Below are 21,579 nucleotides of genomic sequence, written 5' to 3'. Positions count from 1 at the left end.
GCCAAGCCGGAACTGCCGTTCAACCCGGCGCTGCTGAAGAAGGTGGACGAGCTCGAGCTCTCCGTCCGTTCGGCCAACTGCCTGAAGAACGACAACATCGTCTACATCGGCGACCTGATCCAGAAGACCGAGGCGGAGATGCTCCGTACCCCGAACTTCGGCCGCAAGTCGCTGAACGAGATCAAGGAAGTTCTCGCCGGGATGGGCCTCCACCTCGGCATGGACGTGCCGAACTGGCCGCCCGAGAACATCGAAGAGCTCGCCAAGAAGTTCGAAGACCAGATGTAAGACTGCTTTCGCGCCGGCTCCGGGCCGCTTCGGCGGTCTGGGCCCGATGAAGCCGCAACAGCGGTGGAGGGTCCCGGCGCTTCGTATTGACCCAGGCGGGAGCAGGCTGGGCCTTGGTTAGGCAGACGCCCAGGAGATCGGGCGTCAGGCGGGCCGCAGCGCCCAGGAGAACTTGAGATGCGTCACGGCAAAGCCCACCGCAAACTGGGTCGTACGACCGCCCACCGGACGGCGATGTTCGCCAACATGTCCGCGAGCCTGATCAAGCACGAGCAGATCGTGACCACCCTGCCGAAGGCGAAGGAGCTGCGGCCCGTCGTCGAGAAGCTGGTGACGCTCGCCAAGCGCGGCGACCTGCATGCCCGCCGCCAGGCGATCAGCCAGGTCCGCGACGTTGAACAGGTCGGCAAGCTCTTCGCCGTGCTGGGCCCGCGCTACAAGGACCGCAACGGCGGCTACATCCGCGTGCTCAAGGCCGGCTACCGTCATGGCGACAACGCCCCGATGGCGGTGATCGAGTTCGTCGACCGCGATCCGGCCGAAAAGGGCAAGGATTCGGGTCCGACGGCGGAAGGCCTGTTCGGCGCGGACGAATAGTCCGAACACCATAAGTTTCGGAGACGCCCCGGAAGCCCAGCTTCCGGGGCTTTTCGTTTGCGGAAAGCGTCGTGCGGTGCGGCTATCTGACCGCCATGTTGCGCCTCCTTGCCGTCTGCCGCCGGGGCGCGACGCGCCGCCTCTGTCATCCTGATCTCGATCGACGGGTTCCCGGCCCGACTATCTGGCGCGGCTACTCCATGTGCAGCCGGCCCGAGGCGTGGATGGGCGGATCGCGGACGAGCGTTCGGCCTTGACGAGATAGTTGCGATATGCGTTAAATATTGCGGCTGAAGGCAAGGAAATTGGTCATGACCCAGCGTCCCGCCGTCGTACCCTGCATCTTCTACAAGGACCCCATCGCCGCCATGAAATGGCTCGAGGCCGCGTTCGGCTTCGAGACCACCGAGCTGGTGACCGACGCTGAGGGCAATGTCGGTCACGCCGAGATGGACTGCCTGGGGTCGCCCATCGGTGTCGGCGGCGAGTGGGCCGGGCCGCAGCTGGGCGGAGCGGCCATGAAGTCGCCCGCCAGCCTGGGCGGCGTGGGCACCGTGTTCCTGCGCATCACCCTTCCGGAAGGTCTCGACGCCCACTGCGAACACGCCCGCGCAGCCGGCGCCCGCATCACCGACGAGCCGGCCGACCAGTTCTACGGCGCGCGCACCTACCGGGCGATGGACCCGGAGGGCCACATCTGGAACTTCGCGCAGGAGGTCCGGGTGGTTTCGACCGAGGACATGCACAAGGCCAGCGGGCTGACGTTCGCGACCTCGCTCAAGGAGGCCTGAGATGGACGAGCGTTCCGCCCTGCCCACCATCGGACCGTTGCTCTGGTACCAGGACCCGAAGGCGGCCATCGCCTGGCTCGAGCGCGCCTTCGGCTTCGAGACCCGCCTGATCGTGGAGAGCGCCGACGGCGGCGTGGTCCATTCGGAACTCCTCCTCGGCGACGGCTACGTCATGGTCGTGGGACCGCCGGAGGGCAAATCGGTCAGCCCGATGGCCTTTGGCGGCCGCTCCACCCAGTCGGTGCATGTGCAGCTCAAGGACGGGATCGACGCGTGCTGCGAGCAGGCGCGCGCCATCGGCGCCAAGATCGAGCGCGAGCCCGCGACCCAGCCCTACGGCGACCGCGTCTTCACCTGCCGCGACCTGGAGGACCATCCGTGGTCCTTCGGGCAGACGGTCAAGGTCATGACCCGCGACGAGATCGCCGAGGCCACGGGCCACACCATGCACACGAAGGAAGCCTCCCATGGCTGACTGGCGCGGAAGCCTGATGTCGGCCGTGGTCTATCGCGACCCAAAGGCGGCGCTGAGGTTCCTGGAGGCGGCGTTCGGCTTCGAGCTCTTCATGCTGATCGAGGACGACGCCGGGAACCTGGCCCACTCCGAGATGCGGCTGGGCGATAGCGTGCTGATGGTCGGCTACGAGTGGAGCGACGAATACAAGAGCCCGGCGTCCATCGGCGGCAAGGTCACACAGTCGATCCACATCCAGATCGAGAGCGACGTCGACGGCCACTGCGCGCGGGCGCGGGCGGCGGGCATGGAGATCCTGATGGAGCCGTCCGACCAGTTCTACGGCGACCGCACCTACCGCTGCCGCGACCCGGAGGGGCACATCTGGACGGTCGGCCAGAACGTGAAGGCCGTGAGCCGCGAGGAGGCGGAAGCCGCCAGCGGGCTCAAGATCACGGGGTGGATCTGATGGTTTTCCGGTTCCGCTCATCCCGGCGAATGCCGGGACCCAGATCCCATAGCGCCCATGCGGGTTGGATCGGCGCGAAGTCCCGGGAACCCACCTCTGCAGTTGTCCATCTGGGTCCCGGCATTCGCCGGGATGAGCGGAGGAGGGGGTAGCCTTGCCCGCCGCCGCTCTCGACCAGACCCTGGCCGCGCTGGCCGATCCGCATCGGCGTCGCGTCGTCGACTTGCTGGCCGAACGTCCGCGCGCGGCCGGCGAACTGGCGCGCGAGCTCGACATCTCGGCGCCCGCCATGAGCCGCCACCTGCGCACCCTGCGGTCCAGCGGCCTCGTCGAGGAGTCGCATCCGGAGTTCGACGCGCGCGTGCGCATCTATGCCCTGAGGCCCGAACCCATGGTCCACCTGCTGCGTTGGCTGGAGGAGAGTGAGCGGCTCTGGAGCGCCCAGCTGCTCGCCTTCAAGGCCCACATCGAGAGATGACTTCGAAAGTCTATGTGGCGCTGCGGGTGAAGGCGACGCCCGACCGTGCATTCGCCGTGTTCACGCAGGAGATCGGCGCGTGGTGGCGACCGAACATGATGTTCCAAACCACGCCGCGGCCGCCCGGGCGGCTGGCGTTCGAGCCTGGGGAAGGCGGCCGGCTGACCGAGACACTGGCCAGCGGCAAGGTGTTCGAGATCGGCAAGGTGCTGGCCTGGGAGCCACCGGACCGGCTGGCGTTCTCCTGGAGGCAAGCGAACTTCCCGCTGGATCTTCACACCGAGGTGGAGGTGCGCTTCGAGGCCGTCGGCGACGAGACCCGGGTCAGCATCGAGCACCGCGGCTTCCATCAGGTCCCGGCCGAGAGCGCCGCGCGGCACGGGTTCCCCGACCAGATCCTGCTCACCCGGCTGGGCGAGTGGTGGCAGGCGCAGCTGCGTTCGATCCGCGACACGGTGGCGTAACGCGGTTGCGCGGGTTCTTGTTTTGTTTCAAGGTGACGGCGAGGGAGACGTCATGAGCGAGGGCCGGGAAGCAGGCGCCGCCGTGCGCGGCCGGCGAGCCGCCGTCGGCTTCATCCTCGTCAGCGTCTGGCTCGACGTGCTGTCGCTGGGCGTCATCATCCCGGTCTTCGCGCCGCTCATCCAGAACGAGTTTACCAACGGTAGCGCCGCCGTCGCGGCCGGGTGGATCGGCATCTTCTCGACGACGTGGGCGCTGGCGCAGTTCGTGGGCTCGCCGATCCTGGGCGCGCTCTCCGACCGCTTCGGGCGTCGGCCGGTGTTGCTCATCTCGCTGTTCGGCTTGGCGTTCGACTACCTGGTCATGGCCTTCGCCCCGGAGCTCTGGTGGCTGTTCGTCGCCCGGGTGGTCTCGGGCTTCACGGCGGCAGGCATGGCGGTCGCAAACGCCTACATCGCCGACGTCACGCCGCCCGAAAAGCGGGCGCACACCTTCGGCCTGATCGGCGCGGCCTGGGGCGTGGGCTTCATCGTGGGCCCGGCCATCGGCGGCTTCCTGGGAGACTTCGGCCTGCGCGTCCCGTTCTTCGCCGCGGCCGCGCTCACCTTCGTTGGCGCGCTCTACGGCGTGTTCGTCCTGCCGGAATCGCTCAAGCGCGAGGACCGCGCGCCCTTCGAGTGGCGCAAGGCCAATCCGGTGAGCTCGCTGGGCTTCCTGGCGGCGCACCGCGAGCTCCTGCCGCTGTCGCTGGTGAACCTGCTGGTGCAGACCGCGCACTACGTCCTGCCGACCATCTACGTGCTCTACGCGTCCAACCGCTACAACTGGACGCTGTCGCAGACGGGCGGGGCGCTGGCCCTCACCGGCGTCTGCAACATCATCGTCCAGGGCCTCCTGGTGAAGCGGGTGGTGGGCCTGATCGGCGAATGGGGCGCGGTGCTGGCCGGCCTCGTCCTGGGCGGCCTGGGTTTCGCGCTGTTCGGGATCGCGCCGGAGGGCTGGGGCTTCCTGGCGGCCACGCCGGTGTTCTCGCTGATCGGCCTGTTCGGCCCCGGCTTCCAGGGCCTGATCACGCGGCGCGTGGCGCCCAGCGAGCAGGGCCGGCTGCAGGGCGCCAACGCCAGCCTCGCGGGCCTCGCCGGGGTTGTCGCCCCGACGGTGTTCGGGTTCACCTACGCTTGGTTCGTCGCGGCGGGACACCCTTACGTGCCCGGCTCGGCATTCCTGCTGGCCGCCGGCCTGCACGCCATCGCCGCCCTCATCGCGCTCACGGTAATGGCCCGGGCGCCCAAGACTGCCGGAGCTGCTTCCCCGTGACCGATCCGACGTCCGCAGCCGCCGGCCGTCGCGCCAGCTTCGGGTTCATCTTCGCGCTGGCGCTGATGAACTCGATCTCGTTCGGCATCATGATCCCGATCCTGCCCAACCTGATCCGCGAGCTGGCGGGCGGCGACACGGCGGCGGCCTCCGAGTGGAACGTGGTCTTCGCCACCTCGTGGGGGATCATGCAGTTCTTCTGCGGTCCTTTGCTGGGGATGCTCTCCGACCGGTTCGGGCGGCGGCCGGTGCTGCTCCTGTCGCTGCTGGGCCTGGGCGTGGACTTCCTGTTCATGGCGTTCGCGCCGACGCTGTGGTGGCTGCTGCTGGGCCGGCTGCTGAACGGGGCCACGGCGGCCTCCTTCTCGACCGCCAACGCCTACCTGGCCGACGTCACGCCGCCGGATCAGCGGGCCAAGGTGTTCGGCTGGATGGGCTCGGCGTTCTCGTTCGGCTTCATCATCGGCCCGACGATCGGCGGCCTCTTGGGCGAGCACGACCTGCGCACACCGTTCCTGGCGGCCGCGGCGCTCACCTTCGCCAACTTCCTCTACGGCCTGTTCGTGCTGCCGGAGTCGCTGCCCCCCGAACGGCGGGCCAAGATCTACGACTGGCGGCGCGCCAATCCGGTGGGCGCGCTGCGGCTGCTGCGCTCGCGGCTGGGGCTGCTGCCGCTGGCGATCGTGGGCTTCCTGTTCCAGTTCGGCCACATCGTGCTGCCGACCATCTTCGTGCTCTACACGACCCATCGTTACGGCTGGAGCCCGGGCGTCCTGGGCCTGACCTTCCTGCTGACCGGCGTACTGGGTGTCCTGGTGCAGATGTTCCTGGTGGGGCCGACGGTGGCGCGGATCGGCGAGCGGCGCACGCTGCTGCTGGGCCTGGCGGCCGGGGCGGCGGCCTTCATCTGGTACGGCTGGGCGTCGATCGGCTGGGTCTACCTCCTGGGCGCGCCGGTGTTCGCGCTGACCGGGTTCATCATGCCGGGCCTGCAGGGCCTGATGACGCGGAAGGTCGAACCCTTCGAGCAGGGCCAATTGCAGGGCGCGAACCAGAGCCTGACCGGCATCGCCGCCATGGCCGGCCCCGCCGTGTTCGGCCTGATCTTCGCCTGGTCGCTGCGACATGGCCATCCGCCGGGCCTGGCGATCTACGTGGCGGGCGGGCTGTTCCTGCTGGCGTTCGCGCTCGCCTACGCCGCCGCGCGCCAGCCCGCGCCGGCCGCGGCTGCGGCGGAGTAGGGTCCGCGGGGCGGCTTCGCCATGATTGCGCCGGAAACCGGTGTAGCGTTCCGCCGTTCGACCACCGGAGACCCTATGCGCGCGCATCGCGTCCTGCCCCTGCTGATCGCTCTCACCGCCGGCGCCGCCCAGGCCCAGCCGGCCATGCCCGACGCCACCCGCAAGCCGCCTGAGAGCGCGGCGGCGATGAAGGCGTCGTTCGCGCCCGTCGTGCGGCGCGCCGCGCCCGCGGTGGTGAACATCTCGGCCAAGCGGCTGGTGCGCCAGCAGGTCGACCCGTTCTGGTCGCTGTTCGGTGCGGGCGTGCCCCGCGCGCGGGTGGCTCAGAGCCTGGGCTCCGGCGTGATCGTTCGGCCCGACGGCGTCATCGTCACCAACAACCACGTGGTGGAAAACGGCCAGGAAATCACCGTCGCGCTGAACGACCGCCGGGAGTTCGCCGCCCGTATCCTGCTGGCCGACCCGCGCACCGACCTGGCGGTGCTGAAGATCGACGTGCCGCTGGGAGAGCGCCTGCCCACCCTCGCGCTGGACGACAGCGACGACACCCAGGTGGGCGACCTGGTGCTGGCCATCGGCGACCCCTTCGGCGTCGGCCAGACGGTGACCAACGGCATCGTCTCGGCGCTCAACCGGACCACCGACCCCAGCGGGGAGGCGGGCTCGGCCTTCATCCAGACCGACGCGGCGATCAACCCGGGCAACTCGGGCGGCGCGCTGGTCGACATGGACGGTGACCTGATCGGGGTGAACAGCTTCATCCTGTCGCGTTCGGGCACCTCGTCGGGCGTGGGCTTTGCGGTACCCGCGGCGGTGGTGCGCCGGGTGGTCGAGACCGCGGCCGGCGGCGGCCGGGCCGTGGTGCGCCCGTGGCTGGGGGCGCGCACCCAGACCGTGAGCGCCGAGATCGCGCGTAGCCTGGGCCTGGCGGCTCCGCAGGGCGCCCTGATCGCCGACCTCTGGCCTGGCGGCCCGGCCGCGCGGGCGGGCCTGCGTCAGGGCGACGTGGTGCTACAGGCCGACGGCCGGCCGGTCACCGACGCGGCGACACTCAGCTACGTGATCCGCAACCGCCGACCGGGCGAGACCATCCCGCTCACGGTGCGGCGCGCGAACGGCCAGGACCAGCAGCTTACCCTGCGCGCCGAACCCGCGCCGGCCACGCCCGCCCGCGACGAGCGCAAGCTGGCCGGCCGCCACCCGTTCGACGGCGCCACGGTGGTCAACCTGTCGCCGGCGGTCGCCGACGAGCTGGGCCTGGACGCCTTCGCGGGCAACGGCGTGCTGGTGAGGGACGTCGGCGTGGGGGTCGCGCGCAGCCTCGGCCTGCGTCCGGGCGACATCGTCCGCGCCGTGAACGGCCAGCGCATCGAGAGCGTCCGCGACCTGGCGGGCGTGGTCGGCGAGCCGCAAGCGGCCTGGCAGCTCACCATCGAGCGCGACGGCCGCCAGGTGACGGCGACCTTCCGGGGTTAGCATGCTAGACGCAGGCCCATGGCCGATCTGTTCGAAGCCGCGGGCCTGAAGCCGACCCAGCCGTCGCCGCTGGCCGACCGTTTGCGCCCGCAGACGCTCGCCGAAGTGGTGGGCCAGGACCACCTGCTGGGGCCGGAAGGTCCCATCGGGCGGATGGCCGAGGCGAAGCGGCTGTCGTCGATGGTCCTCTGGGGCCCGCCGGGCACGGGCAAGACCACCATCGCCCGGCTGCTCGCCAAGGCGGCCGGCTATGAGTTCCAGCAGCTTTCGGCGGTGTTCTCGGGCGTCGCCGACCTCAAGAAGGCCTTCGAAGGTGCGCGGATGCGGCGCGCGGCCGGGCAGGCCACGCTGCTGTTCGTCGACGAGATCCACCGGTTCAACCGCGCCCAGCAGGACGGCTTCCTGCCCTTCGTGGAGGAGGGCATCGTCACCCTGGTGGGCGCGACCACCGAGAACCCGTCGTTCGAGCTGAACGGGGCCTTGCTGTCGCGCTGCCAGGTGTTCGTGCTGAAGCGGCTGGACGACGAGGCGCTGGAGCAGCTCTTGGCCAAGGCCGAGGCGCACGAGGCGCGCCAGCTACCGCTTGAGCCCGAGGCGCGCGGGGCGCTGATCGCGCTGGCCGACGGGGACGGCCGCTACCTGCTGACGCTGGCCGAGACCCTGTTCAACATCGCCTCGGCCAAGCCGCTGTCGACGAAGGACCTGGGCCAGGTGCTGCAGAAGCGCAGCCCGGCCTACGACAAGGACCGCGAGGAGCACTACAACCTCGTCTCGGCGCTGCATAAGTCGATCCGCGGTTCGGACCCCGATGCGGCGCTCTACTGGCTGGCGCGCATGCTGGCCGGCGGCGAGGACCCGCTGTTCATCGCGAGGCGCCTGGTCCGCGCCGCGGCCGAGGACATCGGCGAGGCCGACCCGACGAGCCTGATCCTCGCCAACGCCGCCAGGGACACCTACGACTTCCTGGGCTCGCCCGAGGGCGAGATCGCGCTGGCGCAACTGGTCGTGCACCTGGCCTGCGCGCCGAAATCGAACGCCGTCTACATGGCCTTCGGCGCGGCGATGAAGGCCGCCAAGGAGACCGGCTCGCTGACGCCGCCGTCGCACATCCTGAACGCGCCCACCCGGCTCATGAAGGAACTGGGCTACGGCAAGGGCTACGCCTACGACCACGACGCCGCCGAGGGCTTCTCGGGCCAGAACTATTTTCCGGACGGCATGGCGCGGCGGCAGTTCTACCAGCCGCGCGGTGAGGGGAACGAGGCGCGGATCAAGGAGCGCCTGGAGCGGTGGTCCGAGCTGCGTCGGAGCCGCGGCGAGGGCTGATCCGGCGACCGTTGTTCGCTCAGGCGACGCAGCCTAGGCTCCGCTCCGGGAAATCCCTGGGGAGGGAGCGAGAATGACGACAACGACGGAAACCGAAGCCCCGCGCAGCACACCCTGGCACTTCTGGGTCGTGGCGGTGGTGAGCCTGCTCTGGAACGGCTTCGGCGCGTTCGACTACACGATGAGCCACGTGCAGGGCGAACCCTACTATCGGCAGATGGGCATGACCGACGCCCAGATCGCCTACATGGACACCTACCCGACCTGGATGCACGCCGTCTGGGCCATCGGGGTCTGGGGCTCGGCGCTGGGGGCAGTGCTGCTGCTCCTGCGCTCGAAGTGGGCGTTCCACGCCTTTGCGGTGTCGATCCTGGGCGCGATCGGCAACGTGCTCTACTCGGCGATGAATCCGAGCCCCGAAATGGGCCTGACCATGCCGGTCGTGATCGTGGTGATCTGCGCGGTGTTCATCTGGTTCGCATGGACGATGACGAAGCGGGGCGTGCTCCGCTAAACCCCGCGGGGTGAAGGTCCCGGTCAAGCTCACCGCCGACGAGGTCGCGTTCGTGCGCGGCCTCGTCCTGTACGAAGACGCCGATATCCTGGCGCTGAACAAGCCTGCGGGCCTGTCCAGCCAGGGCGGGCGCGGGCAGGTGAACACCCTGGACGAGCTCCTGTGGGCGTTCGCGAAGCCGGGCAAGGCGCGGCCGCGGCTGATCCACCGGCTGGACCGCGACACCTCGGGCGTGATCCTGACGGCGAAGACCCACCCGGCTGCAAGTTTCCTCGGCAAGGCCATGATGCGGCGGGCTTTTTCCAAGACCTACGTGGCGATCGTGACGCCCGGCGCGCCCGAGCCGAAGGGCGGGGTGATCGATGCGCCGCTGCGCCGGGTCGAGGCGGGGCGCGAGGCCTATATGCAGGTCTGCGCGGCCGACCATCCAGACGCGGAGGCGGCGCGGTCGCGCTACAAGACGCTGAAGGCGGGCGAGGGCGCGGCGCTCTTGCAGCTCGATCCGGAGACCGGGCGCATGCATCAGCTGCGGGTGCACTTGGCCTCGATCGGGCGGCCCATCGCGGGCGACGCGCGCTACGGCGGGGCGCTGATGGTGGGCGGCCATCCGGTCCCGCGGCTGATGCTGCACGCCCGCGCGCTGGGCTTCCCCCATCCCGGCGGCGGGACGAAGCGGCTGGAGGCCGAGCCGCCTGCGGATATGGCCGAACTGATCGGAAAGCTCGGCCTCGGTTGAACCGGGGCGCGGCCGTGGCCGTTTCGGGCTACAAGCTACGGAAGGGACGCCGTTTTTCGCTCGGACCGTTCGCCATGACCCGCTTGCTTCTCATCGCCGCCGCCGCGCTCAGTCTTTCGGCCTGCGCCAGCGCGCCCACGCTGTACCAGCCGGCCCAGGGGCCGCAGGCCGTGGGCTACCACGAGTACCGGATCGAGCCCGGGCGCTACCGCGTCACCTTCCAGGGCGGTCCGGGCGCGCCGGTGCAGCAGGTGCAGGACTACGCGCTGCTGCGCGCCGCCGACCTCGCCCTTGCCGACGGCTACGACTGGTTCCGGGTCGCCGACCGCTTCCTGCAGGGCCGCCCCGACCGCGGCCCGCATATGAGCCTGGGCGTCGGCGGCGCCAACTACGGACGCCGCTCGGCCGTGGGCGTCGGCGTGGGGCTCGGCAGCATCAGCCTGGGGCCCGGGCCCTCGGTCTCGACGACGATCGAAGTGGTGATGGGCCGTGGCGAACGACCCCGCGGGACCGACACCTATGACGCCCGGGCGCTGCGCCGCACGCTGGGCGAGCGGGTCTAGCCTCAGGCCACGTCGCGGCGGCTGACGGTCTTCGGGACGCCGCGGGTGGCGGCGTGGGTGAAGCCGGCGGCGTCGGCCATCTCGAGGTGCAGGCGCTCGCCCAGGCCCTGCGCGATCAGCGCCGGCGCCTTGCCGCGCATCTGGTGGGCCATCAGGCGCATGAAGGCCTCGAGCTTGGCGTCCGGCAGCCCGAGGTCGGCGAAGTCCACCGTCAGGCCGTTGAAGCGCGCGCCCGCGACAGGGCTCAGCGCATCGCGGGTGGGCTGCAGGCGGGCCAGCACGCCGCGGGTGACACGGCCGACCAGGCTCGCCACCTCGACGAGGCGGCCGTTCGGCGTGCCGCGGTCGACGTCCACGAACTCGATCATCGCCCCCTGGCGCACCTGCTCGGGGGAGGCTCCGGGCACGTTGATCAAGAGCTGGCGGCCCTTGCGCCCGGCCAGGGTGCGGAACGAGGCGGGCAGGATCAGCGGCGGCTGGAGCCGCGCGTCCTCGGGCATGAACAGACCGCCGAAGGCCAGGGTGGCCCGGTCGATGGCGTGCATGTCCTCGTCGGCCAGCTTCAGGAACTTGCGCGGCGGGATGACCTCGCCGGTCGCGTGGAAGGCCACGGTCGGCTCCACCCGCAGCACCGCGGTGACCCCGTGGCGCAGGCTGACCACGTGCTCCAGCGCGTAGTCGATCTGCAGCTTCTGGCCGTTGGAGGCTACGAATGACACGGGATTGCGCTCGCGCTCGGCCTCGGCGCTGACCAGGCTGCGGTACGGCGACACCGCTTGGGCGCGCTCGGGATCGGAGTGACGGGCCGTGGCGCGGGCGGTGGCGATGGCCTCGGGGTCGATGTCGTTGCAGGCGAGATAGGGGCCGTCGATGCGGTTGACGGCGCGGATGCGGATGTCCTTGCGCTCGGCGGCGCCCAGGAAGAACTCCAGCACGTCCTCCAGCACCTTCATGCCCACCGCCTGGGCGGCCACGCCGTCCTCGGTGGTCATGGCGACCAGGACCTCGGTCTCGCTGAGCCGATGGTGGATGTCCTGGTACGAGAGATACTCGTTCAGCTTGCGGCCGAGATAACCCCAGACGTCGTCGCGCTTCTTGTCCCAGCGGTCGCCGGACCGCTCCCTGATCGCCTCGACGCTGACGATGAAGACAGCACCGCGCTCCAGCCGGTCGGAACCGGCCAGCCGCTCCAACACAGAGGCCGCGTCCGCGGCCGCCGTGATGCGGGTGATGTCAGCGGGGGCGCGCGACATGCCGTCACCTTCGCTGACGTTGGCAAACGAAGTCTTGCCGCGCATAAGCGCACGAGATGCAGACTCTCCTTCTCGTGGCGGGCGGCGGCGCGACCGGCGCGGTCCTGCGCTATCTCGTCGGCGTGCAGGCGGTGCGGACCCTGGGCCACGGCTGGCCGTATGGGACCCTTGCCGTCAACGTCCTGGGCGGGCTCCTGATGGGCGTGCTCGTGGGCGCGCTGGCGTTCCGCGGCGGGGCCGACCAGGAGAAGTGGCGGCTCTTGCTGGGCGTCGGCGTCCTGGGCGGCTTCACCACGTTCTCGGCCTTCTCGCTGGAGGTGGCCCTGATGATCGAGCGCCGCGCCTGGGGCGAGGCCTTCGGCTACAGCCTCGTGTCGGTCGTGCTGTCGGTGGCGGCGCTGTTCATGGGCCTCTACCTCATGCGGCGGGTGCTGGTGTGAAGGAGGTCAGGACGCTCTACGTCGACAAGGGCGAGGAGGGTGTGCGCCTGGACCGCTGGTTCAAGCGCCGCTGGCCGCATCTGAACCACATCCAGATCCAGAAGCTGACCCGCTCGGGGCAGATTCGCGTGGACGGCGCCCGCGCCAAGCCCGACACGCGGCTCTCGGCCGGCAGCCAGGTGCGCGTGCCACCGCTCCCCGACGCCCCGCCGCCCCGCGAGAAGGGGCAGATCGACCCGCGCGAGGCCGCCTACGCCAAGAGCCTGGTGATCTACGAGGACGAGGAGGTGCTGGCGCTGAACAAGCCGTCGGGCCTGGCCGTGCAGGGCGGCACCAAGACCACCAAGCACGTCGACCGGCTGCTGTCGGCCTGGGGTGAGGGCCTGGAGCGGCCCCGGCTGGTCCACCGCCTGGACCGCGACACCTCGGGCGTGCTGGTGCTGGGCAAGACGCCGGGCGCCGCGGCGAAGCTCGCCGGCGCGTTCGCCAGGCGCCGGGCGCAGAAGATCTACTGGGCCATCGTGGCGGGTTTCCCGAAACCCGGCCAGGGCGTGCTGGAGCTGCCCCTGGCCAAGAAGGGCGTCGGCGACCGCGAGATGATGGTCCCCTGTGATCCCAAGGACGAGCGCGCCGAGGCCGCCGAGACCGAGTTCACCACAGTCGCCCGCGCCGGCCCGCGCGCCGCCTGGATGGCGCTCTGGCCCCACACCGGGCGCACGCACCAGCTGCGGGCGCACATGCTGGCCATGGGCCACCCGATCCTGGGGGACCCCAAGTACAACAACGAGGCCTCGGTCGCGTTGTCCGAAGGACTGAAGTTGCAGCTCCACGCGCGGCGGCTGGTGCTGCCGCATCCCTCGCGCGGGACGCTGATGCTGGAAGCGCCGATCAGCCCCGAGCTGAAAGCCGGCTTCGAACGCTTCGGCTTCGAGGAGCATGAGGCCGATCCCGAACCGTTCAAGAGGCGCCGTTGAGCCAAGACCCCCTGGATCGGGCGAAGGCCCTGCTGGACAGCGGACGACTGGACGAGGCGCTGGCGATCACCCGGCCGCTTGCCGACCATCCGGAACCGAGCCACCGCGCCCTCGCCATGCACGCCACGACGCTGAAAGCGCTGGGCCGGCGGGAGGAGGCGTTGGTGTTCGACGACCGGGCCACCCGGCGCTTCGCGAGCAGCGGTGTCGCCTGGCACAACCTGGCCGCCACCCTGGGCGACCTCGGGCACGGCGCGGAGGCGGTGGAGGCCATGGAGCGCGGCTTCCGGCTGGGGCTGGACGGCGCTCTCAGCTGGGGCGTCATGGCCCGCGCCAAGGCCGCGGCCGGCGACCTGGACGGCGCCGAGCATGCCTATCGCGAGGCGCTTCGCCGCGCGCCGGGCCGCGCCGAGACGGCCGCCGAGTACGCCGACCTGGCCTGGATGCGGCGCGGCGATCTGAACGAGGCGCAGACCATCCTGGATCGCTGCGCGCACTCGGGCGGCCCGCCCGCGCCGCTGCTGCTGACCAAGGCCAGGTTCTTCGAGGCCGCCGGCCAGGCCGATAAGGCGGCCCAGCTGCTGGCCGCCGCCGCCGAGCGCTTGCCCGACGAGGTCGCGCTGGTGATGGCGGCCGCGCAGGCGGCGCTGGAGCAGGGCCGGCTGGACGAGGCCGAACGCCTGGCCAAGGTCGCCGAGGCGCGCGTGCCGGAGTCGCCCGGCGTCCTGAACCAGGTGGTGATCGTCGAGCTCGCCCGCGGCAGGGCGGACGTGGCGCTGGCCAAGGCACGCAAGGGGCTCGAGTTCTCGCCGGGCAACCAGTCGCTGATCGGCTGGGCGGCGACCGCGGCGCGGATCGTGGGCGACCCGCTGCACGCCCAGCTCTACGACTTCGAGGGACTGGTCGGCGCCTACGACATCACGGCTCCGGAGGGTTGGGCGGGCCTGCCGGCCTACCTCGCCGACCTCGCCGCGGCGCTGAACCGGATCCACCTCTACGAGACCCATCCCTCGTCGCAATCGCTGCGCCATGGCAGCCAGACCACCTATCGCCTGACCGGCTCGGCCGACCCCGCGATCAAGGCCTTCTTCCGGGCGATCGACGCGCCGATCCGCGCGCACATGGCGAAGATGGGACAGGGGACCGATCCGGCCCGCGCCCGCAACACGGGCGAGTACCGCATCGAAGGCGCCTGGTCGGTGCGCCTGAAGCCGGGCGGCTTCCACAAGGACCACTTCCACCCCGAGGGCTGGCTCTCGTCGGCCTTCTACGTAGAGACGCCGGACAGCGCGCTCGAGAGCGCCGAGAAGCAGGGCTGGATCCGCTTCGGCAAGCCGCCCTTCGCGACCGAACCGCCGCTGGAGCCGGAGCACTACGTGCGGCCGAGGCCCGGGCGGCTGGTGCTGTTCCCGTCGTACATGTGGCACGGCACCGTGCCCTTCACGACCGACGAACGCCGCCTGACGATCGCGTTCGACGCCGTGCCGGCATAGGGCCTCCGCCTCGGGAGCGGCCGTCCACCGTGGGCCTTGAACGCCGCCCGCGCCGCTAAGGCGAGACTGCGGCATCCGGATTACATCCGACGCCCTCACAGTTCCCTTTCGGCCAGACTGCGAAAGTCATCCGGCGCCGACCGCGAAGCGCCGGGCGCGGCCGAAGCATAGTTCACCGCTTCCCAGCCGAACCGCTCGCGAATCGCGTCGATGGCGCGATCGGCCCGCAACCGCGCGATCCCCCGGCGGGTCCCCGGCCGTCTACCGTCGTCGGCGAGGCAGAACGGCAGTTCGAGCTGCAGAACCTGATCCTCGCCGAGATTGGACGCGGAGATGGCCAGCAGCGAGATCGTTCGTTCGTGGGGGTTGTCGGCCAGCACCCCGCGCACGAGTTCGATCGCCACGTCCGCGAGCGCCACGGTGGCGCTGATCGGCGCCGGCAGCGTCAGCGCCCGCGTGGCCGAGCGAAGGTCGGCGAAGCGTACGCGAACGGTCACCGTCCGGCAGGGACGATCCTTGGCGCGGAGGCGCCGCGCGATGCGGTCGGCCAGGTGCAGAAGGACGGGCCGGAAGACGGCCTCGGTCGCCGGCTGGCGTCCCAGGGCCGATTGCGCCCCGGCCGAGTGCGCGCGTCGCCGGGTCTGGATGACGCGCGGATCGCGGTTCCACGCTAGGGAGTTAAGCTTGCGGCCGACGGCGCGGCCGAGCAGGCGCTCCATCGCGCGGGTCGAGCTTTGCGCCAACTGACCGATCGTGGTGACCCCGGCCTCCGCCAGCTTGGCCCTCGTCGCCGGTCCGACCCCCCACATGAGCTCGACCGGGAGGTCGTGCAGGAAGGCGAGCTCGCCGGCCGGATCGACGACGACCAGGCCATCCGGCTTGGCGACCTGCGAGGCGATCTTCGCGAGGTGCTTGGTGCGCGCGACGCCGATGGAAATCGCCAGCCCGAGCTCGTCTCGCACTCGCGTCCGCACGCGGGTGGCGATGTCGGCGGGCGCGCCGAAGAGCTGCGTCGACCCGGAGACGTCCGCGAACGCCTCGTCGATAGAGATGCGTTCGATATCCGGCGTGAAGTCGGCGAGCACGGCGATCGCCGCATCGCCCAAGCGCTGGTACTCGCTGTAGTGGCCCTCGGTGAAGATGAGGCTGGGGCAGAGCTCGCGCGCCCGGCGCCCCGGCATGCCGCTCCTCACGCCGAAGGCGCGTGCCTCGTACGACGCGGCGAGCACCACGCCGCCGCCGACGGCGATCGGCTTGCCGCGAAGCTCAGGCTGAAGCAACTGCTCGACCGAGGCGTAGAAGGCGTCCAGGTCGGCATGGAGAATGGAGGGGTCCACGGGAAATACTTGTTCCCGTTTTGTTCAAGGCGCAAGCCAGCGAGAACCAGACCTGGGTGGACGCATCCGGCAGCTCAGAACACGTCGAGGTCGTGCCCAGTGACGACCTTGCCGTCATAGGTCTCCTGAACCTCCTGCAGCACCGTCTCCTCGGGGTTGGGCGCACCGACGGCCCCGGGATTGGCGCGGTGGTAGAGGATCAGCAGCCGGGGCTTGGCCTTGCCGGCCAGTTCGGCCAGCTGCCGCGACGAAGTGTGGTGCTTCAGGCGATACTGCTGGTAGGCCGGCGAGACGGTCGCGAAGGTCTTGAGGCTGTAGGCCTCGTGGATCAGCACATCGCAGCCATTGCAGGCGTCGATGACGCTCTGGCTCGGCGCGGCGTCGCCGGAGATGACAATGGTCTTGTCCGGGGTCTGGAACCGGTAGCCAAACGCCTGCGGCACGTCGCCGTGGTCGACCGCAAACGCCGTCACCGTGACGTTCCTGTCCTTGTAGATCACCCCGGGCGCAATCTCGTGCACGTCGACCTTGATCCCGTCGGCGTACCCGGACGCGCCCAGCCTCCGCTTGTCGTTCGACCGTATGCGGATGTCCTCGCGATAGGCCTTCAGCACATGGTCGGTCATCCAGCTCAGCCCCTTGGGCCCATAGAGCCGGAGCGGCCGGTTTCGTCCGACCGCCCAGGGCGTCAGGATCAGGTCCGCGAGGCCAGCGGTATGGTCCGAATGCAGATGCGTCAGGAACGCGGTCTGCAGATTGACGACCGCCAGGCCGCGTACGCCATTCTGCTGGGCCGCGGCGGCTCTGCGGACAACACCCGGTCCGAAGTCGACCAGGTAGGGCGTGCCATTGACGACGATCGCCGTGGCGGGGCCGGAGCGGTCCGGGTCGGGGCTCGGCGTACCTGTCCCAAGAAGCACGACCTGTGTCTGATGCTGCTCTGTAGGCGCAACCCCACCGACGGCCTGGGCTGCCGAAAGCCAGGCTGCAGTCAGAAGAGGCGCAATCCCGACTAGCATCGCGGGACTACACCTTCTCCGGCATCATCGAACAAGACGGCCCAGACTACCGGCTACTTGATGAACCGTATTTCTCGCGCGGTGAGCCCGCCGCGGTTGGTGCGCATGGCGTCGCGCCCGGCGAAGGCCTGGTTGCTCTTCACCACGCTACCGAACACCTTCGCCGCGGTGGCTTCCGACTCTGCGAGCGGACGATCGAAGGCGGCCATGTTCTTGTACTGGACCATTAGGATGACGTCGGGCTCGCCGTCTCGCGGCTGATCGACCTGCAGCACCTTGTAGTCGAGGACCACCCCGGCGCGCTTGTCGGCCTCGTTGCTCTCGCGCCACTGCTTGGACAGATAGGCCATGTAGTCATCGAACATGCCGGTCTTGGTTTGGATGTAACTGATCACCCAGACGGGCCCGTTGTCGTAGACCCGCTCGGCGCTCTGGGCCTGGGCAACGCCGGGTGCGCCCAGGGTAAGGCTCAATGCGGCCGCCACAGCGATGGCGCGGATGAAGGTTTTCATGGTGGATCTCCCACGGGAGCATAATGGCGCGGCCCGCATGAGCCCCGCCCGCCCCTGGTTCACCGAGCGCCGTTCTTCAACGACGCGCAAGCGCGTTCTGGCTGTGCCCGCTCAGCCGCAAGGCGATCCCGTCTAGACGAGGCCGGTCAGAGGCCGAACCCCGGCGCTTTCCGGGAATACCAGGGTGTCCAGCGCCCGGCGCTCGACGCCCAGGTGATCGGCCAGCAGGCCCTTCTCAAGCGCGCGCAGATCGAGCGCCGGGTAGACGTCACGCTCCTCGAACAGGGCCTCGCGCTTGAGCGTGGGCCAGTCGCCGACGATGCCGCCGAGCTTCAGCGCACCGCCGAGGAGCAGGGCGGTGGAGGCGGTGCCGTGGTCGGTGCCGCCGGTGCCGTTGACGCGTGCGGTCCGCCCGAACTCGGTGACGGCCAGCACGACGGCATCTTTCCAGACGGGGCCGAGGCCCCCGTGCAGGCCATCGACCAGGGCGTCGAGGCTCGACAGCCGCACGCCCAGGAGGCCGGCCTGGTTCGCGTGGGTGTCGAATCCGTCCAGCGAGACGGCGGCGACTTGGGGGCCGCCCGGCGCCTTCAGGAAGCCGGCCAGCGCCTCGCCCATGGCCCGCGCCGCCTCCCGGCCCGGTCCGGCGCGGCCCTGCATGCCCTGGCCGCCGGTCATGTTGGCGCCGGTGTCGCGCGCCAGGGTCTCGGTTTGCAGGCCCCGGGCGAGGGCCGGGCCCAACAGCGGGTCGTCGCGGTAGAGGTCCTGCAGCAGGGTGGGCAGCCGCGCCTGCGCGTCGACCGAACGGCCGGGCGACCACGAGCCGGCCGCCGCAGGCCCGCGCAGGATCAGCGGCGCGGTCGGACCGACCGAAAGGGCTTCGACCTTGCCCATGGCCGACACCGCCCGGTTCAGCCAGCCGGAGGTGGTGGCGTAGACCCCGGCGGCGCCAGTCTCGAGGACGTCCTGGGCCTCGAAGTGCGAGCGCGCACGGTCGGACGTGGCGACTGCCGGCGCGATCCGCGCCTGGCCGGCCCGGGCAAGCTTGTGGATCGCCGGCAGCGACGGGTGCAGGCCGAACGTTCCGTCCAGCTTCAGGGCCGTATCGCCCAGGGCCAGCGCGCCGCGCAGAGCCCGGTAGTCCGGGTCGCCGACCGGCGGGGCGACCGACAGGCCGTCCATGCCGCCGCGGCAAACGATCACGACCAGCTTCCGGTTCGCCGGGACCGCCGCCTCGGCGACGCGGGCGAGGAAGGGCAGGGAGAGGCCGGCGGCGAAGGCCCGGCGGCTGAGCGACGGTCCGATCATCGGCGCTGGAACTCCGGCGACATGAGGAGAAGAGCCACGGCCTCGGGCCGTGACTCGGCGCGGGCGATGGCCGTGGCGGCGGCGGGACCCAGGCGATCGCCCAGGGTTCGCTCGGCCAGTGCGGCAGGGTCCTGCACCCGCGGACCCACGACGGCGGCGAGGGTCTGGGCGAACTGCATCCGCTTCACGAGGGCGTCGGAGGCGGCCCAGGGCGCGGCCTCGTCGGGCCATCCCTTGGGCGAGGGCGCGCCGAATGGCCGCTGGCCCAGGCTGCCGAGGACGCCGTTCACCTGCCCGACGCCGCGCGGTTCGCCGCCCAGGGCGCGATAGCTGGAGACCACGAACTCGTAGGGCGTCTTCAGCTTCACGGGCTGCGGCGTCCACGCCTCGGGCGCCTCGATCAGGGTCTCGGCCACGCGGGCGAGGTCGCCGCCGGTGGCGAGCCAGGTCGTCTCCAGCCCCGTGACCAGGGCCGGCGGCGGGTCGTCGGCGACGAAGTGGCGGGCGATCTTCGTACAGACGAACCGCGCAGTCTCAGGCCTCGCGGCGAGGTCGGCCAGGATCGCGCCCGCCTGCTCCTTGCCGCCGGCGGGGTAGCGGACGCCCATGACGGTGCGCGGGCCGGGTTCATGGGCCTGGCCGCGGAAGACCGCGCCCTGGACGCCGGCGTCGCGGGGGCCGGCGACGGAGAGGCCGGTGAGCGCGCGCGCGAACTCGGTGACATCAGCCTGGGCGTAGCCGCCGTCGACGCCGACGGTGTGCAGCTCCAGGATCTCGCGGGCGAGGTTCTCGTTGAGCCCGGGCTGCCGGGGCTGCGCATCCTGGCCCCTGCCGCGCCGGCCGCGGCCGCGGAACTGCGCGGCTCGGCTGTTGGGCCCGATCGACTGCGCCTGGTCCAGGTAGAGCAGCATCGCCGGATGGGTCTCGGCCGCGCCCAGGAGGTCGGCGAAGCGGCCGAAGACGTGCGGACGGATGGCCTCGTTCTCGAACGGGCCGACAAGGCCTGAGACGGGCGCCTTGATCGCTGAGACGGTGAAGTGGTTGGCCCAGAACAGCGTCCAGCGCTCGCGGAAGCCGGCGTCCGTGGCCGCGGCGAGCTGGACGCGGGCCAGGATGTCGCCGGAGGTGTTGTCGCGGATGAACTGGCGGGCGCGCATGACGGCGTCGTCGCCCACACCGTCCTTGCCTTGAGCGCCCTGCTCCGCAGCCCTGCGCTCGCGGCGGTAGTCGCGGAACTCGGCCAGGCGTTGGTTCGCGGTCTCGCCGCCGGTGGTGAAGGGCTCGGCGCCCTCGCGGCGGATCTGGGCCTTCAGCCAGCCGCGGGGATCGCGTGACGCCTCGGCGATCTCGCCGCCCCGGGCGCCCAGGCCGAAGCGGGTGACGGCGATGGCGGCTTCGAGGTCCCTTCGGCTGGCGGCCACGGGCATCCTCCCTTGCGGTCGGTTCGTTTTGTCCCCATTCCACGCCCGCCGCCACACGTTCCGTCGGGAGATTTGAGTTGGATCTGCGCAAGGGCTTCCACGAGCCGGCCGAGAAACCGAAGCGGTTCTACAAGGTCGTGTCGGTGGTCGAGACCGACGGCGGCTTCGGCGTGCTGCTGGACGGCCGCAACCTGCGCACGCCCAAGGCCGAGCGGATGGTCCTGCCGACCCTTGCGGCAGTTGAGCAGGTGGCCGCGGAGTGGGCCGCGCAGGGCGAGACCATCGAGATGGCGGTGATGCACGCCACCCGCCTCGCCAACACCGCCATCGAGACCATCGGGGCCACGAGAGAGGGCGTCGCCGCCCAGATCGCCCAGTACGCCGGCTCGGACCTCGTCTGCTACTTCGCCGAAGATCCCGCGGCCCTGGTGGCGCGGCAGGAGGCCGGCTGGAGCCCGCTCGTCGCCCGGGCGCAGGCCGACGAGGGTCTGCGCTTCGAGCGGTGCACGGGCATCGTGCACAGGGACCAGCCGCCCGAGACCCTGGCCAAAGTGCGCGAGATCGCGCTCGGGCTCGACGACTTCGCGCTGGCGGGCATGGCGTTCGGCGCGGCGCTGTTCGGCTCGGCGGTGCTGGCCATCGCGCTGCTGCGCGGCTGGATCGACGCCGACGAGGCCTTCGACCTCTCGCGCCTGGACGAAGCCTTCCAGGAAGAGAAGTGGGGGATCGACGAGGAGGCGGCCGAACGGACCGCGCGCCTGCGCGGCGAGGCGCGGGTGCTCGAGCGCTGGTTCCGGGCGCTGGCGGACTAAGTCCGCTCGACGATCGGCAGGACTTTCACGCGGGTGCTGGTCGCGGCGAGCTCGCGGATGGCGGTCATGAATTCGTGCGAGCCGGTCCGGGCGAAATGGGTGTCCAGCGCGGCGCGGTCGGCCCACTCCTCATAGAAGAACAGGGTCAGCGGGTCTTCACAGTCGACGTGGACGCTGTGCTTGAGGCACCCAGGCTCGGCGCGCGAGCGGGCGACGTGGGCGAGGGCGGCTTCGCGCAGCGCCGCGAAGGTCTCGGGTCGGGCGGTGACCCTGCCGGTGACGACGAGCATCGAGATTC

General features: G+C 70.7%; 25 protein-coding genes. 18 read left to right on the top strand and 7 right to left on the bottom strand.

What is annotated here, in order from left to right:
- From VGD44_RS18370 to VGD44_RS18305, 14 genes are all read left to right on the top strand, one after another.
- A partial coding sequence (locus VGD44_RS18370) for a DNA-directed RNA polymerase subunit alpha C-terminal domain-containing protein (protein WP_331089805.1) occupies positions 1-288 on the top strand: 288 nt, incomplete at its 5' end.
- Positions 289-465: 177 nt separating this feature from the next.
- Positions 466-885 carry a 50S ribosomal protein L17 gene (gene rplQ, locus VGD44_RS18365; protein ID WP_331089803.1) on the top strand — a complete coding sequence of 140 codons (420 nt, stop codon included), beginning with the start codon at positions 466-468 and terminating at the stop codon, positions 883-885.
- 311 nt (positions 886-1,196) lie between these two features.
- Positions 1,197-1,676, top strand: coding sequence for a VOC family protein (locus tag VGD44_RS18360; RefSeq protein WP_331089801.1), 480 nt, complete (start codon positions 1,197-1,199; stop codon positions 1,674-1,676).
- A 1-nt stretch (position 1,677) separates the two neighbouring features.
- Positions 1,678-2,151: a VOC family protein gene (locus tag VGD44_RS18355; RefSeq protein ID WP_331089799.1), complete on the top strand. Its 474-nt coding sequence runs from the start codon at positions 1,678-1,680 to the stop codon at positions 2,149-2,151.
- On the top strand, positions 2,144-2,599 hold the full coding sequence (locus VGD44_RS18350) for a VOC family protein (RefSeq protein WP_331089797.1): 456 nt from the start codon (positions 2,144-2,146) through the stop codon (positions 2,597-2,599). Before VGD44_RS18355 ends, VGD44_RS18350 begins: the two co-directional genes overlap by 8 nt.
- Positions 2,600-2,753: 154 nt before the next feature.
- On the top strand, positions 2,754-3,077 hold the full coding sequence (locus VGD44_RS18345; protein WP_331089795.1) for a metalloregulator ArsR/SmtB family transcription factor: 324 nt from the start codon (positions 2,754-2,756) through the stop codon (positions 3,075-3,077).
- The gene (locus VGD44_RS18340; RefSeq protein WP_331089793.1) at positions 3,074-3,541 is read left to right on the top strand and encodes an SRPBCC family protein; all 468 of its coding nucleotides are present in this window, start codon (positions 3,074-3,076) and stop codon (positions 3,539-3,541) included. Before VGD44_RS18345 ends, VGD44_RS18340 begins: the two co-directional genes overlap by 4 nt.
- 52 nt (positions 3,542-3,593) lie before the next feature.
- Positions 3,594-4,856 (top strand): TCR/Tet family MFS transporter, encoded by a 1,263-nt coding sequence (locus tag VGD44_RS18335; RefSeq protein ID WP_331089791.1) that lies wholly within the window; start codon positions 3,594-3,596, stop codon positions 4,854-4,856.
- The gene (locus tag VGD44_RS18330) at positions 4,853-6,097 is read left to right on the top strand and encodes an MFS transporter (RefSeq protein WP_331089789.1); all 1,245 of its coding nucleotides are present in this window, start codon (positions 4,853-4,855) and stop codon (positions 6,095-6,097) included. Before VGD44_RS18335 ends, VGD44_RS18330 begins: the two co-directional genes overlap by 4 nt.
- A gap of 75 nt (positions 6,098-6,172) precedes the next feature.
- Positions 6,173-7,573: a Do family serine endopeptidase gene (locus VGD44_RS18325; protein WP_331089787.1), complete on the top strand. Its 1,401-nt coding sequence runs from the start codon at positions 6,173-6,175 to the stop codon at positions 7,571-7,573.
- An 18-nt stretch (positions 7,574-7,591) separates the two neighbouring features.
- Entirely contained in the window at positions 7,592-8,899 is a 1,308-nt protein-coding gene (locus VGD44_RS18320; protein WP_331089785.1) for a replication-associated recombination protein A, read from the top strand.
- 73 nt (positions 8,900-8,972) lie between these two features.
- Positions 8,973-9,413 (top strand): hypothetical protein, encoded by a 441-nt coding sequence (locus VGD44_RS18315; RefSeq protein ID WP_331089782.1) that lies wholly within the window; start codon positions 8,973-8,975, stop codon positions 9,411-9,413.
- Positions 9,414-9,423: 10 nt separating this feature from the next.
- Positions 9,424-10,149: an RluA family pseudouridine synthase gene (locus tag VGD44_RS18310; RefSeq protein WP_331089780.1), complete on the top strand. Its 726-nt coding sequence runs from the start codon at positions 9,424-9,426 to the stop codon at positions 10,147-10,149.
- Positions 10,150-10,223: 74 nt separating this feature from the next.
- Complete coding sequence (locus VGD44_RS18305) at positions 10,224-10,712, top strand: CC0125/CC1285 family lipoprotein (protein WP_331089778.1); 489 nt, start codon at positions 10,224-10,226, stop codon at positions 10,710-10,712.
- A gap of 2 nt (positions 10,713-10,714) precedes the next feature.
- Here VGD44_RS18305 and VGD44_RS18300 read toward each other — a convergent pair whose 3' ends face one another.
- Positions 10,715-11,965 (bottom strand): hypothetical protein, encoded by a 1,251-nt coding sequence (locus VGD44_RS18300; RefSeq protein ID WP_331089776.1) that lies wholly within the window; start codon positions 11,963-11,965, stop codon positions 10,715-10,717.
- Between the two features lie 56 nt (positions 11,966-12,021).
- On the opposite strand from VGD44_RS18300, the gene crcB reads away from it, so the two are divergent.
- From crcB to VGD44_RS18285, 3 genes are read left to right on the top strand one after another with little or no spacing between them, the layout of a single operon-like run.
- A complete protein-coding gene (gene crcB / locus VGD44_RS18295) occupies positions 12,022-12,405 on the top strand; it encodes a fluoride efflux transporter CrcB (RefSeq protein ID WP_331089774.1) in 384 nt (127 codons plus the stop codon).
- Positions 12,402-13,379, top strand: coding sequence for an RluA family pseudouridine synthase (locus VGD44_RS18290; protein WP_331089772.1), 978 nt, complete (start codon positions 12,402-12,404; stop codon positions 13,377-13,379). Before crcB ends, VGD44_RS18290 begins: the two co-directional genes overlap by 4 nt.
- Positions 13,376-14,872, top strand: coding sequence for a putative 2OG-Fe(II) oxygenase (locus VGD44_RS18285; RefSeq protein ID WP_331089770.1), 1,497 nt, complete (start codon positions 13,376-13,378; stop codon positions 14,870-14,872). Before VGD44_RS18290 ends, VGD44_RS18285 begins: the two co-directional genes overlap by 4 nt.
- 95 nt (positions 14,873-14,967) lie before the next feature.
- Here VGD44_RS18285 and dinB read toward each other — a convergent pair whose 3' ends face one another.
- The 5 genes from dinB to VGD44_RS18260 form a co-directional block, all read right to left on the bottom strand.
- Positions 14,968-16,209 carry a DNA polymerase IV gene (gene dinB, locus VGD44_RS18280; protein ID WP_331089768.1) on the bottom strand — a complete coding sequence of 414 codons (1,242 nt, stop codon included), beginning with the start codon at positions 16,207-16,209 and terminating at the stop codon, positions 14,968-14,970.
- Between the two features lie 74 nt (positions 16,210-16,283).
- The gene (locus VGD44_RS18275) at positions 16,284-17,129 is read right to left on the bottom strand and encodes an MBL fold metallo-hydrolase (protein ID WP_331089766.1); all 846 of its coding nucleotides are present in this window, start codon (positions 17,127-17,129) and stop codon (positions 16,284-16,286) included.
- A 152-nt stretch (positions 17,130-17,281) separates the two neighbouring features.
- Positions 17,282-17,740 (bottom strand): hypothetical protein, encoded by a 459-nt coding sequence (locus VGD44_RS18270; RefSeq protein WP_331089764.1) that lies wholly within the window; start codon positions 17,738-17,740, stop codon positions 17,282-17,284.
- Between the two features lie 132 nt (positions 17,741-17,872).
- Complete coding sequence (locus VGD44_RS18265; protein ID WP_331089762.1) at positions 17,873-19,048, bottom strand: DUF1501 domain-containing protein; 1,176 nt, start codon at positions 19,046-19,048, stop codon at positions 17,873-17,875.
- Entirely contained in the window at positions 19,045-20,475 is a 1,431-nt protein-coding gene (locus VGD44_RS18260; RefSeq protein WP_331089760.1) for a DUF1800 domain-containing protein, read from the bottom strand. Before VGD44_RS18260 ends, VGD44_RS18265 begins: the two co-directional genes overlap by 4 nt.
- 71 nt (positions 20,476-20,546) lie before the next feature.
- Here VGD44_RS18260 and VGD44_RS18255 point away from each other — a divergent pair, with 71 nt between their 5' ends.
- Positions 20,547-21,281, top strand: coding sequence for an ATP12 family chaperone protein (locus VGD44_RS18255; RefSeq protein WP_331089758.1), 735 nt, complete (start codon positions 20,547-20,549; stop codon positions 21,279-21,281).
- Here the strand turns inward: VGD44_RS18255 and VGD44_RS18250 are convergent.
- A complete protein-coding gene (locus tag VGD44_RS18250) occupies positions 21,278-21,571 on the bottom strand; it encodes a putative quinol monooxygenase (protein ID WP_331089756.1) in 294 nt (97 codons plus the stop codon). The genes VGD44_RS18255 and VGD44_RS18250 overlap by 4 nt on opposite strands.
- Positions 21,572-21,579: the final 8 nt, after the last annotated feature.

It is taken from the genome of Phenylobacterium sp. (assembly GCF_036402295.1).
Classification (GTDB): domain Bacteria; phylum Pseudomonadota; class Alphaproteobacteria; order Caulobacterales; family Caulobacteraceae; genus Phenylobacterium.
Note: the sequence above shows the minus strand (reverse complement) of the source record. Positions and strands in the feature narration are given on the sequence as shown.

Bases quoted from the DNA above. Each gene is read 5' to 3' on its own strand.
- rplQ (WP_331089803.1), top strand. From the start codon at position 466: ATGCGTCACGGCAAAGCCCACCGCAAACTGGGTCGTACGACCGCCCAC.
- VGD44_RS18360 (WP_331089801.1), top strand. From the start codon at position 1,197: ATGACCCAGCGTCCCGCCGTCGTACCCTGCATCTTCTACAAGGACCCC.
- VGD44_RS18355 (WP_331089799.1), top strand. From the start codon at position 1,678: ATGGACGAGCGTTCCGCCCTGCCCACCATCGGACCGTTGCTCTGGTAC.
- VGD44_RS18350 (WP_331089797.1), top strand. From the start codon at position 2,144: ATGGCTGACTGGCGCGGAAGCCTGATGTCGGCCGTGGTCTATCGCGAC.
- VGD44_RS18340 (WP_331089793.1), top strand. From the start codon at position 3,074: ATGACTTCGAAAGTCTATGTGGCGCTGCGGGTGAAGGCGACGCCCGAC.
- VGD44_RS18335 (WP_331089791.1), top strand. From the start codon at position 3,594: ATGAGCGAGGGCCGGGAAGCAGGCGCCGCCGTGCGCGGCCGGCGAGCC.
- VGD44_RS18325 (WP_331089787.1), top strand. From the start codon at position 6,173: ATGCGCGCGCATCGCGTCCTGCCCCTGCTGATCGCTCTCACCGCCGGC.
- VGD44_RS18320 (WP_331089785.1), top strand. From the start codon at position 7,592: ATGGCCGATCTGTTCGAAGCCGCGGGCCTGAAGCCGACCCAGCCGTCG.
- VGD44_RS18315 (WP_331089782.1), top strand. From the start codon at position 8,973: ATGACGACAACGACGGAAACCGAAGCCCCGCGCAGCACACCCTGGCAC.
- VGD44_RS18305 (WP_331089778.1), top strand. From the start codon at position 10,224: ATGACCCGCTTGCTTCTCATCGCCGCCGCCGCGCTCAGTCTTTCGGCC.
- VGD44_RS18300 (WP_331089776.1), bottom strand. From the start codon at position 11,965: ATGTCGCGCGCCCCCGCTGACATCACCCGCATCACGGCGGCCGCGGAC.
- crcB (WP_331089774.1), top strand. From the start codon at position 12,022: ATGCAGACTCTCCTTCTCGTGGCGGGCGGCGGCGCGACCGGCGCGGTC.
- VGD44_RS18270 (WP_331089764.1), bottom strand. From the start codon at position 17,740: ATGAAAACCTTCATCCGCGCCATCGCTGTGGCGGCCGCATTGAGCCTT.
- VGD44_RS18265 (WP_331089762.1), bottom strand. From the start codon at position 19,048: ATGATCGGACCGTCGCTCAGCCGCCGGGCCTTCGCCGCCGGCCTCTCC.
- VGD44_RS18260 (WP_331089760.1), bottom strand. From the start codon at position 20,475: ATGCCCGTGGCCGCCAGCCGAAGGGACCTCGAAGCCGCCATCGCCGTC.
- VGD44_RS18250 (WP_331089756.1), bottom strand. From the start codon at position 21,571: ATGCTCGTCGTCACCGGCAGGGTCACCGCCCGACCCGAGACCTTCGCG.